The 16,576-nt window shown below is 32.9% G+C and carries 11 protein-coding genes; all 11 read left to right on the top strand.

Annotation, left to right across the window (positions count from 1 at the left end; all coding sequences use genetic code 11):
- The first annotated feature begins 4 nt into the window (after positions 1-4).
- Positions 5-1,972 (top strand): DHH family phosphoesterase, encoded by a 1,968-nt coding sequence (locus BUA82_RS07335; protein ID WP_073006126.1) that lies wholly within the window; start codon positions 5-7, stop codon positions 1,970-1,972.
- Positions 1,972-2,418 (top strand): 50S ribosomal protein L9, encoded by a 447-nt coding sequence (rplI, locus tag BUA82_RS07330; RefSeq protein WP_073006124.1) that lies wholly within the window; start codon positions 1,972-1,974, stop codon positions 2,416-2,418. Before BUA82_RS07335 ends, rplI begins: the two co-directional genes overlap by 1 nt.
- A 52-nt stretch (positions 2,419-2,470) precedes the next feature.
- The gene (lonC, locus tag BUA82_RS07325) at positions 2,471-4,333 is read left to right on the top strand and encodes a Lon family ATP-dependent protease (protein WP_073006237.1); all 1,863 of its coding nucleotides are present in this window, start codon (positions 2,471-2,473) and stop codon (positions 4,331-4,333) included.
- 115 nt (positions 4,334-4,448) lie between these two features.
- On the top strand, positions 4,449-5,783 hold the full coding sequence (locus BUA82_RS07320) for a replicative DNA helicase (RefSeq protein WP_073006122.1): 1,335 nt from the start codon (positions 4,449-4,451) through the stop codon (positions 5,781-5,783).
- Between the two features lie 300 nt (positions 5,784-6,083).
- Positions 6,084-7,646 carry a type 2 periplasmic-binding domain-containing protein gene (locus tag BUA82_RS07315; RefSeq protein ID WP_073006119.1) on the top strand — a complete coding sequence of 521 codons (1,563 nt, stop codon included), beginning with the start codon at positions 6,084-6,086 and terminating at the stop codon, positions 7,644-7,646.
- A 101-nt stretch (positions 7,647-7,747) separates the two neighbouring features.
- Positions 7,748-8,704 (top strand): ABC transporter permease, encoded by a 957-nt coding sequence (locus BUA82_RS07310; RefSeq protein WP_073006117.1) that lies wholly within the window; start codon positions 7,748-7,750, stop codon positions 8,702-8,704.
- A gap of 10 nt (positions 8,705-8,714) precedes the next feature.
- The gene (locus BUA82_RS07305; protein WP_073006115.1) at positions 8,715-9,608 is read left to right on the top strand and encodes a carbohydrate ABC transporter permease; all 894 of its coding nucleotides are present in this window, start codon (positions 8,715-8,717) and stop codon (positions 9,606-9,608) included.
- Positions 9,609-9,653: 45 nt separating this feature from the next.
- Positions 9,654-12,761, top strand: coding sequence for a beta-galactosidase subunit alpha (gene ebgA / locus BUA82_RS07300; RefSeq protein ID WP_073006113.1), 3,108 nt, complete (start codon positions 9,654-9,656; stop codon positions 12,759-12,761).
- A gap of 46 nt (positions 12,762-12,807) precedes the next feature.
- A complete protein-coding gene (locus BUA82_RS07295; RefSeq protein ID WP_073006111.1) occupies positions 12,808-14,508 on the top strand; it encodes an amylo-alpha-1,6-glucosidase in 1,701 nt (566 codons plus the stop codon).
- A 33-nt stretch (positions 14,509-14,541) separates the two neighbouring features.
- On the top strand, positions 14,542-15,402 hold the full coding sequence (locus BUA82_RS07290) for a DMT family transporter (protein ID WP_073006109.1): 861 nt from the start codon (positions 14,542-14,544) through the stop codon (positions 15,400-15,402).
- A gap of 58 nt (positions 15,403-15,460) precedes the next feature.
- Positions 15,461-16,465 carry a LacI family DNA-binding transcriptional regulator gene (locus BUA82_RS07285; RefSeq protein ID WP_073006107.1) on the top strand — a complete coding sequence of 335 codons (1,005 nt, stop codon included), beginning with the start codon at positions 15,461-15,463 and terminating at the stop codon, positions 16,463-16,465.
- The last annotated feature ends 111 nt before the right edge of the window (positions 16,466-16,576 follow it).

The raw sequence follows: 16,576 nt of genomic DNA, 5'->3' as shown, positions 1-16,576 counted from the left end.
AGTAGTGAAAAATAAGTTAAATATAAATAATAATCTACATGCGGTTTTGGCTGCAGTTTTGATAATAATTTTATTTATATATAATCATAATTATCTAGCTTTAGCTGGATTAATAATATTCATAGTTTTAAGTCTTTATTATATAAAAGAAGCAAAAGACAAAAAACAGAAGCAAGATAATTATATCAAGAATCTTTCAAAGGACATGAGTGTTGCAGCAGAAGATACTCTTTTAAAATTGCCCTTTCCTTTGTTAATAGTAAATGATGAGGGAGAAATTTATTGGTTTAATAATCTTCTTAATAATATTTTTGAAAAGCAAGTTACCTTAGGAAATAATCTAAATGCTTTTGTAAAATCAGTAAACGTAGAAGAAATATTTAAAAGAAAAAAAGAAGTATATCAGGATATAATAATAAATAAGAGACACTATAATATTTATACTAAAATAATGAATAGAAGCACAGATAAAGCATCAGAAAAAGTGGTGATGCTATATTTTCATGATATAAGCAGCATTACAGATATTATCGCTACTAAGGAAAGCATTGTTCTAATAGAAGTTGATAATCTTAATGAGGTTGTTAAAAGCACTGAGAATGATAATGCTCCACTTTTAATTGCTGAAATTGAAAGAACCATAAATAATTATGCTCAAAATTTTAATGCTATGATTAAGAAATATGATTCAAACAAATATGTTATGTCGGTGCAAGACAAATATATTGAAGCTCAAATGAATAAAAAGTTTGATATACTGGATATTGTAAGGGAAATAAACTTAGGTAATAAATATGATGTTACTTTGAGCATAGGAGTGGGAAGAGGTGGCACTAGCCCTCTAGAAAATCATAAATATGCAAGTACAGCAAAGGAACTGGCTTTAGGAAGAGGCGGTGACCAAGCGGTAATCAAGTCAGGAGATAAGGTGTCCTTTTTTGGTGGTAACACTAAAGAAGTGGAAAAACGTACTCGTGTAAGAGCTAGAGTAGTAGCTCATGCCCTTAAGGATCTAGTAAGTGAAAGTGATACTGTTTATATAATGGGACATAGAAATCCTGATATGGATTGTATTGGAGCTGCTATAGGGGTTGCCAGCGCAGTACTTCAAATGGGTAAACCTTGTTTTGTGGTTCTTCCTACAGAACATAAAGCAGTAGATTTTTTTGTAAATAAGCTGAAAACATACAAAGAATATGATAATCTTTTTATAAACCCTGAACAATGCAAAAAAAATATACACATTGAGGATTTACTTATAATGGTAGATGTTCATAGTAGAGGGTATGTACAAGATGTGACTATTGCTGAAAAAGCTAATAAGGTAGTGATTATAGACCATCATAGAAGAAGTCCAGATTCTATTGAAGGTGCGTTGTTAACCTATATTGAGGTTTATGCATCCTCTACTTCAGAATTAGTTACAGAAATAATACAGTATATGTTTGAAAAGCCTAAACTAAAACAAATTGAAGCTGAGGGTCTGTTGGCTGGTATAACCATGGATACAAAGAATTTTTATTTTAAAACCGGTGTAAGAACCTTTGAAGCCGCTTCTTTTTTAAGAAGATTAGGAGCAGACACTATAGATATTAAAAAAATGTTCAGTGATGATTTAGATAGCTATATAAAGAAGGCTGAGATTATACGCTCAGCTAAAGTGGAAAATAATATAGCCTTTGCAGTGTGTCCACCTAGTATAGAAGAAATTGTATTGGCTGCACAAGTAGCGGATGAACTGCTAAATATTACAGGTATTCAAGCCTCCTTTGTTTTTGTTAAAATAGGAGATGACATAAATATAAGCGGCAGATCTTTTGGAGATGTAAATGTGCAAGTAATATTAGAAGCCTTAGGTGGAGGTGGCCATATGACCATAGCTGGAGCAAAGTTGGAAGGCGTGTCTATGGAAGAGGCTGTAAAGAAACTTAAAGATGTTATAGCTAAATACTTAAGGGAAGGTGACAAGTAATGAAGGTAATATTACTAGCAGATGTAAAAAATTTAGGTAAAAAAGGTGAAGTTATAAATGCTTCAGATGGATATGCAAGAAATTTTCTTTTTCCAAGAAAGTTAGCAGAAGAAGCAACACAGGAAAATCTTCATGTATTAAATGCTAAAAAAGAAACAGAAAGAAGAAAAAAATTAGCTGAAATTGAGGAAGCTCAAAAAGTAGCAGAAAAACTAAAGAATAAAGAACTGAAACTCACCACAAAAACTGGTGATAGCGGAAGATTATTTGGTGCAATAACAAGCAAAGATATTTCAGAACTTATTAAAAAACAGTTCCAGGTAGAAATAGATAAAAAGAAAATTGTTATGGATACTTTAAAGCAAGTGGGGACTTACGATATAGAAGTAAAAATTTACCCAGAGGTATCCACTAAGATGAAGGTTGTTATTGCGGCAGAGCAATAAGGGGGATACACATTTGAAGCAAAATTTGCAAATAGACAAAGTACAAGAGATTATGGATAGCGGATTAAGCATCGATTCTCAAGTAAATGTTATATATGAAGTTCTTAAAAATGTACTAGATGATGGTGCAGTTAGAGCAAGAACGGTAAGACATAAAGTTCAAAAGCATATGAAATCAAAGAATACTAATGAAAGAGTATATGCTTTAAATAAAATTGCCAGCGATGGTAAGGGATTAAAGACGGTGCCAGAAGAAAAAGATATACCAAAAGCTTTAGAAGATACATATAAGTGGATATCTGAAGAACTGGCAAGGAGATACATTCAAAACCAAATAGAAGGTCAGGTAGAACAAGCACTACTTGAAAGACAAGAAAAATATGTAGATGAGATGAGACTTAGTATAATAAAGAAACAAAAAGGACCTGAAAATGCTAAGACTTTAAAGAAATATGCTCAACTAGAAGTGCTGGGTTCTAGAAAAACCACCAAAAATCTTATGGGATTTTTGAGACCTCAAAGCTTTGAAGAAGTGGTAGGACAGGATAGGGCTATAAAGTCCCTAATATCTAAAATATCTTCTCCATACCCTCAGCATATAATTCTTTATGGACCACCAGGAGTAGGCAAAACTACTGCTGCAAGATTAGCTTTAGAAGAAGCTAAAAAATTAAAATTTACTCCTTTTGATGATAATTCAAAATTTGTAGAAGTGGATGGTACTACACTTAGATGGGACCCTAGAGAAATAACAAATCCATTACTAGGTTCTGTGCATGATCCTATTTATCAAGGAAGTAAAAGAGACTTGGCTGAAATTGGAGTGCCTGAACCAAAACCTGGTTTAGTTACAGAAGCTCATGGAGGGGTATTATTCATAGACGAAATAGGCGAACTAGATGATATACTTCAGAATAAACTTTTAAAGGTATTAGAAGATAAAAAGGTGGAATTTTCATCTTCATATTACGATCCTGATGATGAAAACACGCCAAAATATATAAAATATCTCTTTGAAAATGGGGCTCCAGCAGATTTCGTGCTTATTGGAGCAACCACCAGAGATCCTTCTGAAATAAATCCCGCTTTGCGTTCTAGGTGTACAGAGGTATACTTTGAACCACTATCATCTTATGATATCAAACAGATAGTGGAAGATGCAGCAGAAAAGCTAGAGATAGAATTGGAAGAAGGAGTATCTGAACTTATAAGTAGATACACAATAGAAGGAAGAAAAGCGGTTAATATACTAGCTGATGCTTACGGATATCTTTTATACAGCCTTAAAAATAGCAGTGTTGAAAATCTTAAGGTTACAAAGAAAGATGTAGATGAAGTAATATCCATAGGTAGATATGTTCCTTATGAAAGATTAGACAACGTGGAAAATAAAGAAGTAGGACATGTATATGGGTTAGGAGTTTCAGGTTTCCTAGGTTCTACTTTAGAAATAGAAACCTCTGTATTTCCAGCTAAGGATTCAGGCAGTGGCAATGTAAGGTTTAATGACACTGCAGGTTCTATGGCCAAGGATTCCGTTTTTAATGCAGCCTCAGTAATCCGTAAAATAACCGATAAGGATATAAGAGATTATGATATACATGTAAATGTGGTAGGTGGAGGTAATATAGATGGACCTTCTGCAGGTGCTGCCATCACCATATGTATAATAAGTGCATTAATGAACAAGCCTATAAGACAAGATGTAGCTATTACAGGGGAAATTTCTTTAAGAGGAAATATAAAACCTGTAGGTGGAATATTTGAAAAGGTGTATGGAGCTAGAAGAAAAGGCATAAAACTTGTACTAGTTCCAGAGGATAATCTTAACGAAGTTCCTTTAGGATTAACAGATATAGAGGTTAATTCTGTAAGCAATATTGAAGAGCTTATGAAAATTGTATTTGAAGATTAAAATAAAAGCTATCGCTTATACAGGATAGCCTTTATTATTAACTTGATTAATGTTATTTCAACTGTCATAATATATTATGCATAATGAATAGAGGAAGACGAGAGGTGAGATTTAAATGGATATTCCTGTTATGAAAAGTTTGCCACAAAATATAGAAGCTGAACAGTCTGTCTTAGGTTCTATGATAATAGATAGAGGGGCCATTGCAAGAGCAGCAGAGGCATTAAGCGCTGAAGATTTTTATAGAGATTCTCATAAGGTGATATTTTCAGTAATAATTGAAATGTCTCAAAAAGATATTCCCGTAGATATGATAACCCTCATAGAGCATTTAAGGGTGCTTGCAAAGTTAGAATCAGCAGGTGGCATTACTTATATAACAGAAATAAGTACTTCTGTACCTTCTACGGCTAATCTTAAGACTTATATAGATATAGTAGCTCAAAAATCTATGCTTAGAAAACTTATAAAAGCATCTAATGAAATAATTGCAGAAAGTTATGATAAGCAAGATGATGTGGAAAAAGTAATAGATAATGCTGAAAAAAGAATATTTGATATAGCAGAAAAAAGAAGTAATAGTGATTTTGAAGCATTAAGTACGGTTTTAGAGAGAGGCTTTTTAGAGATAGAAAGATTGTTTAATAATAAGGGTGAAATTACAGGAGTAGGTTCTGGTTTTAAAGAGCTAGATGCTAAAACCTCAGGATTTCAAAAGGGTGACATGGTACTTATAGCTGCAAGACCTTCCATGGGTAAAACCACCTTTGCCCTTAACATAGCAGAGCATGCTTCCTTAAGGGAAGGGAAGAGTGTAGTTATATTTTCTTTAGAAATGTCTAAAGAACAACTAGCTTATAAACTTTTATGCTCTCAAGCTAATGTAGATATGCTTAAGCTTAGAACCGGTAACTTAGAAGATAAGGATTGGGAAAACATAGCTAGAGCTTCAGGTCCCTTGGCGGCTGCAAAGATATATATAGACGATACCGCAGGTATTTCAGTAATGGAAATGAGATCTAAATGCAGAAGAATCAAAATAGAGCATGGTATAGACTTAATTTTAATCGACTACCTTCAACTTATGTCAGGTAGTGGTCAAGAAAGCAGGCAGCAGGAGGTTTCTGAAATATCTAGATCTATAAAGGCCTTAGCAAAAGAAATGCAGTGTCCTGTAATAGCCTTATCCCAGCTTTCTCGTGCTCCAGAACAAAGAGCGGATCATAGACCTATGCTTTCAGACCTTAGAGAATCTGGATCAATAGAGCAAGATGCTGACTTAGTTATGTTTTTATATAGAGATGAATATTATAATAAAGAAACTGACGAAAAAAATGTAGCTGAATGTATAGTAGCCAAGCAAAGAAATGGTCCTGTAGGAACGGTTAAGATGGCATGGCTTGGTCAATTCAGTAAATTTGGTAATTTGGATGTAGTTTATAGAGAATAATAAAAAATTATTAATTTTAAAACAAATAAAGAGGTATTCATTTTGAAGGGAAACTTTTCAAAGTGAATACTTTTTTATTTATTAATTTTTGATTTTTATAGATATCTTACTTAATTATACATATGTGTTTTTAAATATATTAAAGATAAATATTCCTTTTAAAAGCACACATATATATTTTACTAAAAATTAAGTAAAATCATAGTAAAATAATTAAAGTAAACGTTGACATTTTAGTAAAATAGTTATATATTTAAAATAGAGAATTTAGTAAAAATATTAATCAGGGGAGAGATATTTATGAGATGTAAACGTTTGTTAACGCTTGCTTTAGCTGGACTTTTAACCATTCCTTTAATGGCTTGCGGCAAAGGGGAAAAAGATCAAAAAGACACGGATAAGAAAATAGACACCAGTGAAAAGATATCTATAAAGTATTGGGTTCCTTTTAGCGCAAATCAATATATTAAGGACTTAAACGAAAGTTTAATGTACAAAGAGTTAGAAAAGAGGACAAATGTTCATGTAGAATTTGACCACCCTGCTGAGGGACAAGAGTTAGAACAATTTAATCTCCTTGTAAATTCCAAGGACATGCCCGATGTAATACAAACTTATGCAGGAGAGTATAAAGGTGGAGTAGATAAGGCTATAAAAGATGGTGTATATCTAAGGTTAAATGATTTAATAGATAAATATGCACCTAACTTTAAAAAGCTTTTAGAAGAGGATCCAGAGCTAGCTAGACAAGTAACCACTGATGAAGGAAACATATATGCTTTTCCTGTTATTGGTGAAGATAAAAATGAACCTGCTTGGTGGGGACCTGTAATTAGAAAGGATTGGCTAGATGAGTTAGGCTTAAAAGAACCTACCACAGTAGACGAATGGTATAACACCTTAAAGCAGTTTAAAGAAAAGAAGAATGCTCAAGCTCCGCTTATTATCAATAAAAAAGGTGTTGATGCTTATGGAACTTTACTAAGTGCTTTTGATATAGGAAATGGTTTTTACAAAAAAGGTAATAAGGTAAAGTACGGGCAAATGGAACCAGAATTTAAAGAATACCTTACTACTATGAACAAATGGTATAAGGAAGGTTTAATTGATAAAGACTTTGCTACAAGAGACAAAAAGAGCAGAGAGGCTATGATTACTTCAGGTAAAACTGGAGCATTCTTTACAGAATATGCTTTGGTAGATCAATATGTAGCTGCCATAAAAACCACTGACCCTAAAGCGGATTTTTCACCAACTGTACAACCTTCCATGAAAGAAGGGGAAAAGCCTAAGTATAGAGTGGTTAATAATCGTAATGGTGGTTATGAAGCAGTAATAACCTCTGCATGCAAAAATCCAGAACGTTTGGTACAATGGTTCGATTATGCTTACGGTAAAGATGGATATATGCTATTTAACTATGGAATAGAAGGTACAAGCTATACCATGGTAGATGGAAAACCAAAGTTTACTGATGTTATGGTAAAAAATCCTGATGGATTAGATTTCTGGACAGTGTGCAACAAGTATAAGCTAGAAGTTGGACCATATTTAAGAGATTATAAAGCAGTGCCTGAATTTACAAAATTCTCCTTAGATGCTATGGATAAATGGACACAGGCTGACACTGATTATGTAATGCCACCATTAAACCTAACTGCTGAAGAAAGCGATACTTATTCAAATATTATGAGTGATATTGATACTTATAAGGATGAGATGATACTTAAATTTATAACTGGTAAAGAACCTTTAAGCAATTTTGATAAATATGTAGAACAAATTAAAAAGATGCGTATAGAAGAAGTTATAAAGATAGAAGAAACTGCATTAGAGAGATATAACAACAGAAAGATCAAGTAATTATTATAAGGGCTGTTGCTTAATTAATGTTATCCACAATATATTTGTTTTGCAACAGTCTTTTTATAATTTTCAAGCTAGTAATTAAGGAGGTCTAATTCATGACACAGTTACAGGCTAATAATATTGTTACCACTAAAAAGAGAATAAGCTTTAGGCAGAGATTAAAGAAAGACTTTAGGATAAATAAATATGTTTATATTATGGCAATCCCTATGATTGTGTTTTTTATACTTTTTAGTTATGTTCCCATGTATGGGGTTACCATAGCATTTAAAGATTTCAGTCCTAAATTAGGCATTATTAATAGTCCTTGGATAGGCTTTAAGCATTTTAAAGCATTTTTTAACAGTATATATTTTGCTAGAACACTAAAAAATACAGTACTCATGAGCTTTTACTCTCTCTTATGGGGGTTTCCAGCAGCTATTATATTGGCACTTTTATTAAATGAGATACGTAGAGAGAAATTTAAAAGGTTAGTTCAAACCGTTACCTACCTTCCTCACTTTATTTCCTTAGTGGTAATATGCGGAATGTTAATAGATTTTACTTCTACCGATGGCTTAATTAATTCCATTTTAGTAAATTTTGGAGTAGAACCTGTGAACTGGCTTACCAAGCCTGAATGGTTTAGAACTATATATATAGGCTCTGGAGTGTGGCAGAGCATAGGCTGGGATAGCATAATTTATCTGGCAGCTCTTTCCGGTATAGACCCTTCGCTATATGAAGCGGCTACGGTAGATGGTGCTGGAAGATGGAAGCAGCTGCTTCATATTACCCTTCCAGGTATAGCCCCTACCATAGTTATAATGTTGATATTAAATATAGGTGGTTTAATGAGTGTAGGTTATGAGAAAATAATTCTTTTATATAACCCTATGACCTGGGAAACCTCAGACGTTATATCCAGCTATGTTTACAGAAAGGGACTTATTGGAGCGGATTATAGCTTTAGTACAGCGGTAGGACTTTTAGAATCAGCTGTAGGCTTTGTACTATTAGTACTTGCCAATAAATTTAGTAAGAAGATTTCTGAAGTAAGCTTATGGTGAGGTGGAATATATGAAAGTTAAAAACAGTGTAGGGGGAAAAATTTTCGATACAGTAAATATAATACTTATGATATTATTTATGGCCATATGCATATATCCATTATTATATGTTTTATTTGCTTCATTAAGTGACCCTTATGAACTAATGAAACATAGAGGGTTACTTTTAAAGCCTATGGGATTCACCTTAAATGGTTATTCACTAGTATTTAGTAACCCTAGTATTATGAAGGGGTTTTTAAATACTATGTTCTATGTGGTAGCAGGAACCGGCATAAACTTATTGTTAACCTGCATGTCAGCCTATGTACTTTCAAGAAAAGATTTACTATTAGGAAAGCCTTTAATGTTAATGGTTACCATACCTATGTTTTTTAGCGGCGGGCTAATTCCATTTTATCTTCAAGTGCAAAGATTAGGCCTTATTAATACCAGATGGGCAATAATACTTCCTTCCGCTATATCCGTATGGAACCTTATAGTTATGAGGACTGCTTTTAAGAGTATACCAGAAAGTCTTATAGAATCTGCTAAAATAGATGGAGCCAATGATTTTACAGTGTTATTTAAAATAGTAATACCGGTTTCTAAAGCAACCTTAGCGGTTATAGGGTTATTTTATGCTGTAAGCCAGTGGAATTCATGGTTTAATGCTATGATTTTTTTAAGGGACAGAAGCAAATACCCTCTTCAGTTAATATTGAGAGAAATTTTAATATCCAATGAAACTAGAGAGATGATGAATATGCCAAAGGGAGCAGCTCAGTTTATTAAGGCAGATGCATATAAAACTTTAATTAAGTATAGTACTGTAATTGTTTCAACTATTCCTATATTGTGTGTTTACCCATTCTTACAAAAGTATTTTGTAAAGGGTGTTATGATAGGATCTGTAAAAGAGTAGAGGATAGTGTTACCTATAATTAATGTATAAAAAGGAGTAGTAAGAATGACTAGAATGTATAAGGAATGGGAAGATATAGATTTACTTTGCAAGAATAGATTAAAAAGTAGGAGTCACTTTAATAAGTATTTAAATAAAGAAGATGCTTTAACTTATGAGAATAAGTATTCTCTTGGGTTTAAAGGGCTTAATGGACAGTGGAAATTTCTATTTTTGAAAGCACCAGAATTATCACCCAAGGATTTTTATCTTGGAGAAGTTAATTGTGATTATTGGGATGATATAGATGTTCCAGGCAACTGGCAGGTGCAAGGCTATGGGAACATGCATTATACAGACCTTTATTATCCCTTTCCTATAAACCCTCCTTATGTACCTACAGAAAATCCCACGGGAATTTATAAAAGAAAGTTTATTTTGGAAAGCCATTGGCTTAAAGAAAGAACTATTTTAAGATTTAACGGAGTGGATAGCGCTTTTCATGTTTGGGTAAATGCCTTAGAAGTAGGATATAGCAAGGGAAGCAGGATGTGCTCTGAATTTGACATATCTCAGTTTATAAGAGAAGGTGAAAATGATATAACCGTAAGAGTATACCAATGGTCTGATGGAACCTATCTAGAAGATCAAGATATGTGGTGGCTTAGCGGAATATTCAGAGATGTAGAAATTATAAAAGAAAATAAAGTTGGGGTAAGAGATTTATTTATTACCACTGATTTTGATGAGGAATATAAAGATGCATTATTAAAGATAAAAGTTTCTTTAGAAAATACTACAGCTGAAGATTTAAGTAATATAAAGATTTTGTACGAGCTAATAGATGAAGATTTTAATGAAGTACTTAGAGGAAGTTTAGAAGGAAATAAGATAAAAGCCTTTAGCGAAGAAGAATTATATATTAATGAAAAGGTGAATAACCCAAAGAAGTGGTGTTCAGAAGAACCCAATCTTTATCATCTTATAGTGACTATCCTAAAGAATGAAGAGATTTTAGAGATGATACCTCAAAGAGTAGGTTTTAGGAAGATTGAAGTAAAAGATGGTAACTTCTTAATTAATGGGAAGGCAATTTTATTAAACGGTGTAAACAGACACGATTATCATCCACATATGGGAAGAACAGTGCCCAAAGAGGTAATGAAAGAAGACGTTATCCTTATGAAGCAGTACAATATTAACGCCGTAAGAACTTCTCATTATCCTAATAATACTTGTTTTTATGAGCTATGTGATATTTATGGATTGTATGTAATAGATGAAGCGGATTTAGAATGTCATGGCTTTGAGTTAACAGGTAAATATAATTGGATTACGGACGATCCTCACTGGGAAAAGTCATATATAGATAGAATAGAACGAGTAGTGCAAAGAGATAAAAATCATCCTAGCGTAATAATGTGGTCCTTAGGAAATGAATCAGGTTTTGGTGTTAACTTTGAAAAGATGGCACAGCATTGTAGAAAACTTGATGATACAAGATTGATTCATTATGAAGAGGATAGAGAATTAAAAATAGCAGATGTATATAGTACCATGTACACAAGACTTAATAGGCTTATAGAAATAGCTGAGGATGAAAAAATAGATAAACCTCATATAATCTGTGAATATGGTCATGCCATGGGCAATGGTCCCGGTGGACTTAAAGAATACCAAGAAGCCTTTAGAAAATATAAAAAGCTCCAAGGGGGCTTTATATGGGAATGGTATGATCATGGTATATTAACTAAAGATAAAGAAGGTAATGAGTTTTATGCCTATGGAGGGAACTTTGGAGAGTATCCTCATAATGGAAACTTTTGTATAGATGGACTTCTCTTTCCTAATAGAACACCATCTCCAGGACTTATAGAATACAAAAAGGTCATAGAACCAGTAAAGTTTCAAGAAGGAGATTTAAAAGAAGGTAAAATCAAAATAACAAATTTATATGATTTTATAGATTTAAGCTATGGTCTAATACATTGGAGCATTAATTATGATGACAAGGTATTAAGTTCAGGAATTTTAGAAGCTGAAGATATAAGACCTGGAGAAGAGAAGGTCTTAAACATTCCTTATAAGCTTCCTAATAGTATAAGAGCTAACACAGACTATTGGTTAAATATAAGCTATAGATTAAAGCAGGATACCCCTTGGGCAAAATGCGGCCATGAAATAGCCTTTGAGCAATTTTTGTTACCTCTAGCAGTTATTAAAGAAAGAAAAGTAGAAAAAGGAGTATTAAAGGTAGAGGAAAATGAAGCTTACCTTCACATAGCTGGAAGTAACTTTAAAGTTATATTTAACAATATCTTTGGCAATATAGAGAAATATTTCTATGAAGGTAAAGATATTATAGAAAATGGGCCAAAGTTAAACTTCTGGAGAGCACCTATTGATAATGATATGTATGTGTTGGAGGATTGGAAGAATAAGTACTTCCTTCATAAGATGCAGCAAATAACAGAAAGTTTTTCTTGGAACCAAGAAGAGGAATATAAGGTTAATATAGAGCATTGTGTTCATATAGCTCCTCCTAATCAAGCTTGGGCTGTTAAAGCTAAGTATATATATGAAATATACTCAGATGGACATATTCAGCTAACCATAGAAGGAAAAAATACAGGAAGTGAATACAATGCCCCAGAAATGCTTCCTAAAATAGGTTTAGAACTAATATTGAAAAAAGAATTTAATAAGGTTGGCTGGTATGGAAGAGGACCAGGAGAAAGTTACAGTGACAGTAAATTAGCAGGAAAGTTTGGAGTATATAGAAGTAATGTTGAAAAAATGCATACTCCTTACATTTATCCCCAAGAAAATGGTAATAGAACTGATACAAAATGGGTGTCTGTAACAAACTTAAGAGAATTAGGCATATTAGCTTCTTGCAAAGATTTTATGAATTTTAGCATACATGATTATACAAAAGAGGATTTAGAAGAAGCAAAGCATGAATATGAGCTTAAGAAAAAAGATTTTGTTGTGCTGAATTTAGATTATAAACAAAATGGCTTAGGCAGTGCTAGCTGCGGTCAAGATCAGCTGCCACCTTACAAGCTTAATCCACAAGATTTTAAATTTCAGTTATCTTTAACAGCTTTTTCTAATCAAGAGATAAGCGACATTGAGCTTAGCAAGAAAGTCATGTATAGAAGAGAAGAATAATTTAATTATTATTTAGGATAACTTTTACTAAAAGGTGGTGCTATATTTGAATTTTGATATTGAAAAAATTCCTTTTAGCCGCTTTGGCTCTTACTTTGCACTTTCTTCTTCTGAGGATGGGAAAGAAGTTTATATAAGGGATGTGCACGGAGGGGATGAAACTCCTAGTGAAATATTTAAATTGGAGCTTACTGAGGGAGAAATCCCTCAGCCTTTCTTAGTAGAGGCTGAGGAATATAGCTTAAAGCTATATAACCCTTCAGATAAGGAAAAATATATAGAAGTTTGTATCCCTGACTATGAAGTGATGAGAATAAGAGCTAATAACTGCGGCATTAGACTTACCATGATTAAAAAGAAATATGATCATGTTATGATTTATGAAAAAAATAAATTGGAATTTCATAGTTATTCCAAGGAAATAAAGTTGATGTTAAGCCTTTTAGAAGGTAATATTAATTTAGATGCACCTTGGGATATAATAGGAAATAATCATGTGATTATGGATTTTAATGAAGAGGAGCATAAGGGAATAGACATAGCCTTAGAAAGCTATAAAACTGTTTGGAAGCCCAAAGGATACTTGGACTTTGAAGAAAGCAAAAATAAAGTAAAGGCAGAATATGAACGTTGGAAGAGTCTTGTGTTAAGTGTGCCTGAAGAATATGAAAAAAGCAGGGATTTGGCTTCCTATATAACTTGGTCCTCTGTAGTAAAACCTGAAGGTATGCTTTTAAGACCTGCTATGTATATGTCTAAAAATTGGATGTATAATATTTGGAGCTGGGACAATTGTTTTAACGCCATGGCTTTAAGCAGGAATAATCCTGAGCTAGCCTTACATCAGCTTATGATTTTTATAGATCATCAAGATGAAAGCGGAGCCTTTGCAGATTTTATAAATGATAAGTACTTATCATTTAGCTGTGTTAAGCCTCCTATTCATGCTTGGGCATTTAAATACATGCAGCAGGAAAATGATTATTTTAAGCAAGAAGAAGTGGTAGAAAAGGTTTATAAAGCTTTATGCCTTAACACAAAATATTGGTTAAATTATAGGACCTATGAAAAACAGGGACTTCCTTTTTATAAGCATGGTAATGACTCAGGCTGGGATAATGCTTCCATATTCCATAAAGGATTACCAGTACAGGCTCCAGATTTAAGCGCCCATTTGATAAAGCAAATGTATATTTTATCTGAACTTGCTAAGGATTTAAATAGAAAGTCTGAAGAAGAGTACTGGATAGGTGAAGCAGAACAGCTTTTGGACGAATTAATTAAATTACTATGGAAAGAAGATAAATTTGTTGCTATAAAATCTGATACGGGAGAAGTTATAGAAGAAGGAAACAGCTTAATACTATTGTTACCAATAGTTATTGGAAATAGGCTTCCTAAGGAAATAAAAGATAAACTTTTAGAAGAACTTAAAAAAGAAGGTAAATACTTAAGTAAATATGGACTAGCAACCGAAGCTATGGATAGTCCATTATATAAGGAAAATGGCTATTGGCTTGGACCTATATGGGCACCAGTAATGATGCTTGTCATTGACTCTTTAAAGGAATGTGGAGAAGAGGAATTCTCTAAGGAGCTGGCAGAAAGATTTTGTAATGCCACACTCCTAGGCGGTATGGCAGAAAACTTTGATCCTTTAACCGGTAGAGGTTTGGTAGACCCCGCCTTTACTTGGACTTCCAGCGTGTTTTTAATGTTAGCAAATAGGTATTTGATGAAGAAGTAAAAATAAGAAAATGACACTTAGAAAGGGGATATTATGAATAAGAAAACTGCAGATTTAGTATTAGCTTTTGTAGCGATGATATGGGGAACAGGATTTGTAGCATCTCAAATGGCTTTAGATGGAAACATGTCCCCTTTTCAAATGATGACCTATAGATTTTTTATAGCAAGTTTGTTAATGACAACAATATTTTGGAAGGAATTTAAGAAGATTACCCTTGAAGAAATTAAAGCAGGATGTATTATTGGTTTCTTTTTGTTTGCAGCTTTTGCCTTTCAAACTATAGGGCTTCAATATACCACACCCTCTAAAAATGCCTTTCTTACCGCTACCAATGTGGTAATAGTACCTTTCTTATATTGGGTTATACTCAGGAGAAAACCAGATAAATACTCCCTTATAGGAGCCATATTGACGGTTACAGGTATAAGTTTTTTAACTTTAGAGGGTTCTTTGGCCATTAGTATAGGAGATTTATTGACTCTTATCTGCGCCTTAGGGTTTGCTATGCACATTATTTCTATAGGTTACTATACTCAAAAATATAGCCCTATAAAATTAACTATCCTTCAAATGATAGTAGCTTTTATATTTTCAGCTATTTCATTACTATTTACAAAGGATGCAGCGCCTCTCACTACAAAAGCCAGTTTAGCGGTTATATATTTAGGAGTGGTAAGCACCACCTTGGCGTTTTTACTTCAAAATATAGCACAGAAATATTCTAATGCCACAAAAACAGCTATAATACTATCTACAGAAGCCATGTTTGGAACTTTGGCTTCGGTAATATTATTAAATGAAAAGCTTACTTCAAATATGATTATAGGATGTAGTATAATTTTTTTAGCAATAATAATTACGGAAACGAAACTTTCTTTTATAAGAAGGTAACTTTAAATAATATATGGAATAAGTTTAAAATCAGTTATAAAAAGGGTAGGTGATTTTTGTGGCAACCATTAGAGATATAGCTGAAAGAGCAGGTGTATCCTTATCCACGGTATCTAGGGTGCTAAATTATGATGAAACTTTAAACGTAGCGGATGGAACCAGAAAAAAGATATTTGAAATAGCACAAGAACTGGAATATGTAACAGCTAAGCATAGGAAAAACAAAAAGAAGCAATTAAAGATAGGTATAATAAAAGGCTATTCTGATGTAGTAGAGATGGAAGATACCTACTATCTTTTTATAAGTCATTCCATAGAGCAGCTCTTAGAAGAAGAAAATATTGAGTTTATTAATATTTCTAAAGAAGAAAGTTCAGATAGGGTAAAGGAGTTAGATGGAATAATAGCCATTGGAGGCTTTACGGATATTGAGATGAATAACCTAAGAAGCTGGCAATGCAATATGGTATTTGTAGATTATAGCCCTGAGGAAGAGGATTTTGACTGCGTGGTAGTAGATATTAAAAAGGCCGTAAAAAAAGCATTAAATTATTTAGTTTCTTTAGGTCATAAGTCTATAGGTTTTATTGGTGGGAGAGATGTTACGGAGATAATTAGGGAAGAAGATAAAGACTCAAGAGAGAGATATTATTATGAATATATGAAATCAAATTCCATGCTTAATGAAGATTTCGTAAGGATTGGAAGTTTTACTCCTGCCAGCGGGTATAATCTCATGAAAGAGATATTGAATACAGGAAAGTATCCTACAGCCTTCTTTATAGCCAATGATTCTATGGCCATAGGTGCCTATAAGGCTATAATGGAAAGAGAATTAAAGATTCCTGATGATATAAGCATTATTGGATTTAATGACATATCTACGGCACAATATATAGTACCACCTTTAACTACAGTAAAAATTTATACGGACTTTATGAGCGAAACCGCTGTAGAACTGATTTTGGATAGAATTAAAAATGAAGATAAAATATGTAAAAGGGTGGTATTACCTACAAAGTTGGTAATAAGGGATAGTTGTAGAAATATAAAAAACGGTTAAAATAAGGTATACAAGAAGGGTTAAAATTACCTGCTTGTATACCTTTTTCAGTAACAAGTATGGATTAGTGGATGGTAGAACATTATTTTTATTAATAGTTTATTTAATATT

This window comes from Clostridium amylolyticum (assembly GCF_900142075.1).
Taxonomy (GTDB): domain Bacteria; phylum Bacillota; class Clostridia; order Clostridiales; family Clostridiaceae; genus Clostridium_AA; species Clostridium_AA amylolyticum.
The sequence above is the reverse complement of the archived record's forward strand: the minus strand, read 5'-3'. Positions and strand labels throughout refer to the sequence as shown.

What these genes read in the sequence shown, in the direction of transcription:
- rplI (WP_073006124.1), top strand. Translation starts at nt 1,972, where the DNA reads ATGAAGGTAATATTACTAGCAGATGTAAAAAATTTAGGTAAAAAAGGT.
- BUA82_RS07315 (WP_073006119.1), top strand. Translation starts at nt 6,084, where the DNA reads ATGAGATGTAAACGTTTGTTAACGCTTGCTTTAGCTGGACTTTTAACC.
- BUA82_RS07290 (WP_073006109.1), top strand. Translation starts at nt 14,542, where the DNA reads ATGAATAAGAAAACTGCAGATTTAGTATTAGCTTTTGTAGCGATGATA.
- BUA82_RS07320 (WP_073006122.1), top strand. Translation starts at nt 4,449, where the DNA reads ATGGATATTCCTGTTATGAAAAGTTTGCCACAAAATATAGAAGCTGAA.
- BUA82_RS07305 (WP_073006115.1), top strand. Translation starts at nt 8,715, where the DNA reads ATGAAAGTTAAAAACAGTGTAGGGGGAAAAATTTTCGATACAGTAAAT.
- lonC (WP_073006237.1), top strand. Translation starts at nt 2,471, where the DNA reads ATGGATAGCGGATTAAGCATCGATTCTCAAGTAAATGTTATATATGAA.
- ebgA (WP_073006113.1), top strand. Translation starts at nt 9,654, where the DNA reads ATGACTAGAATGTATAAGGAATGGGAAGATATAGATTTACTTTGCAAG.
- BUA82_RS07310 (WP_073006117.1), top strand. Translation starts at nt 7,748, where the DNA reads ATGACACAGTTACAGGCTAATAATATTGTTACCACTAAAAAGAGAATA.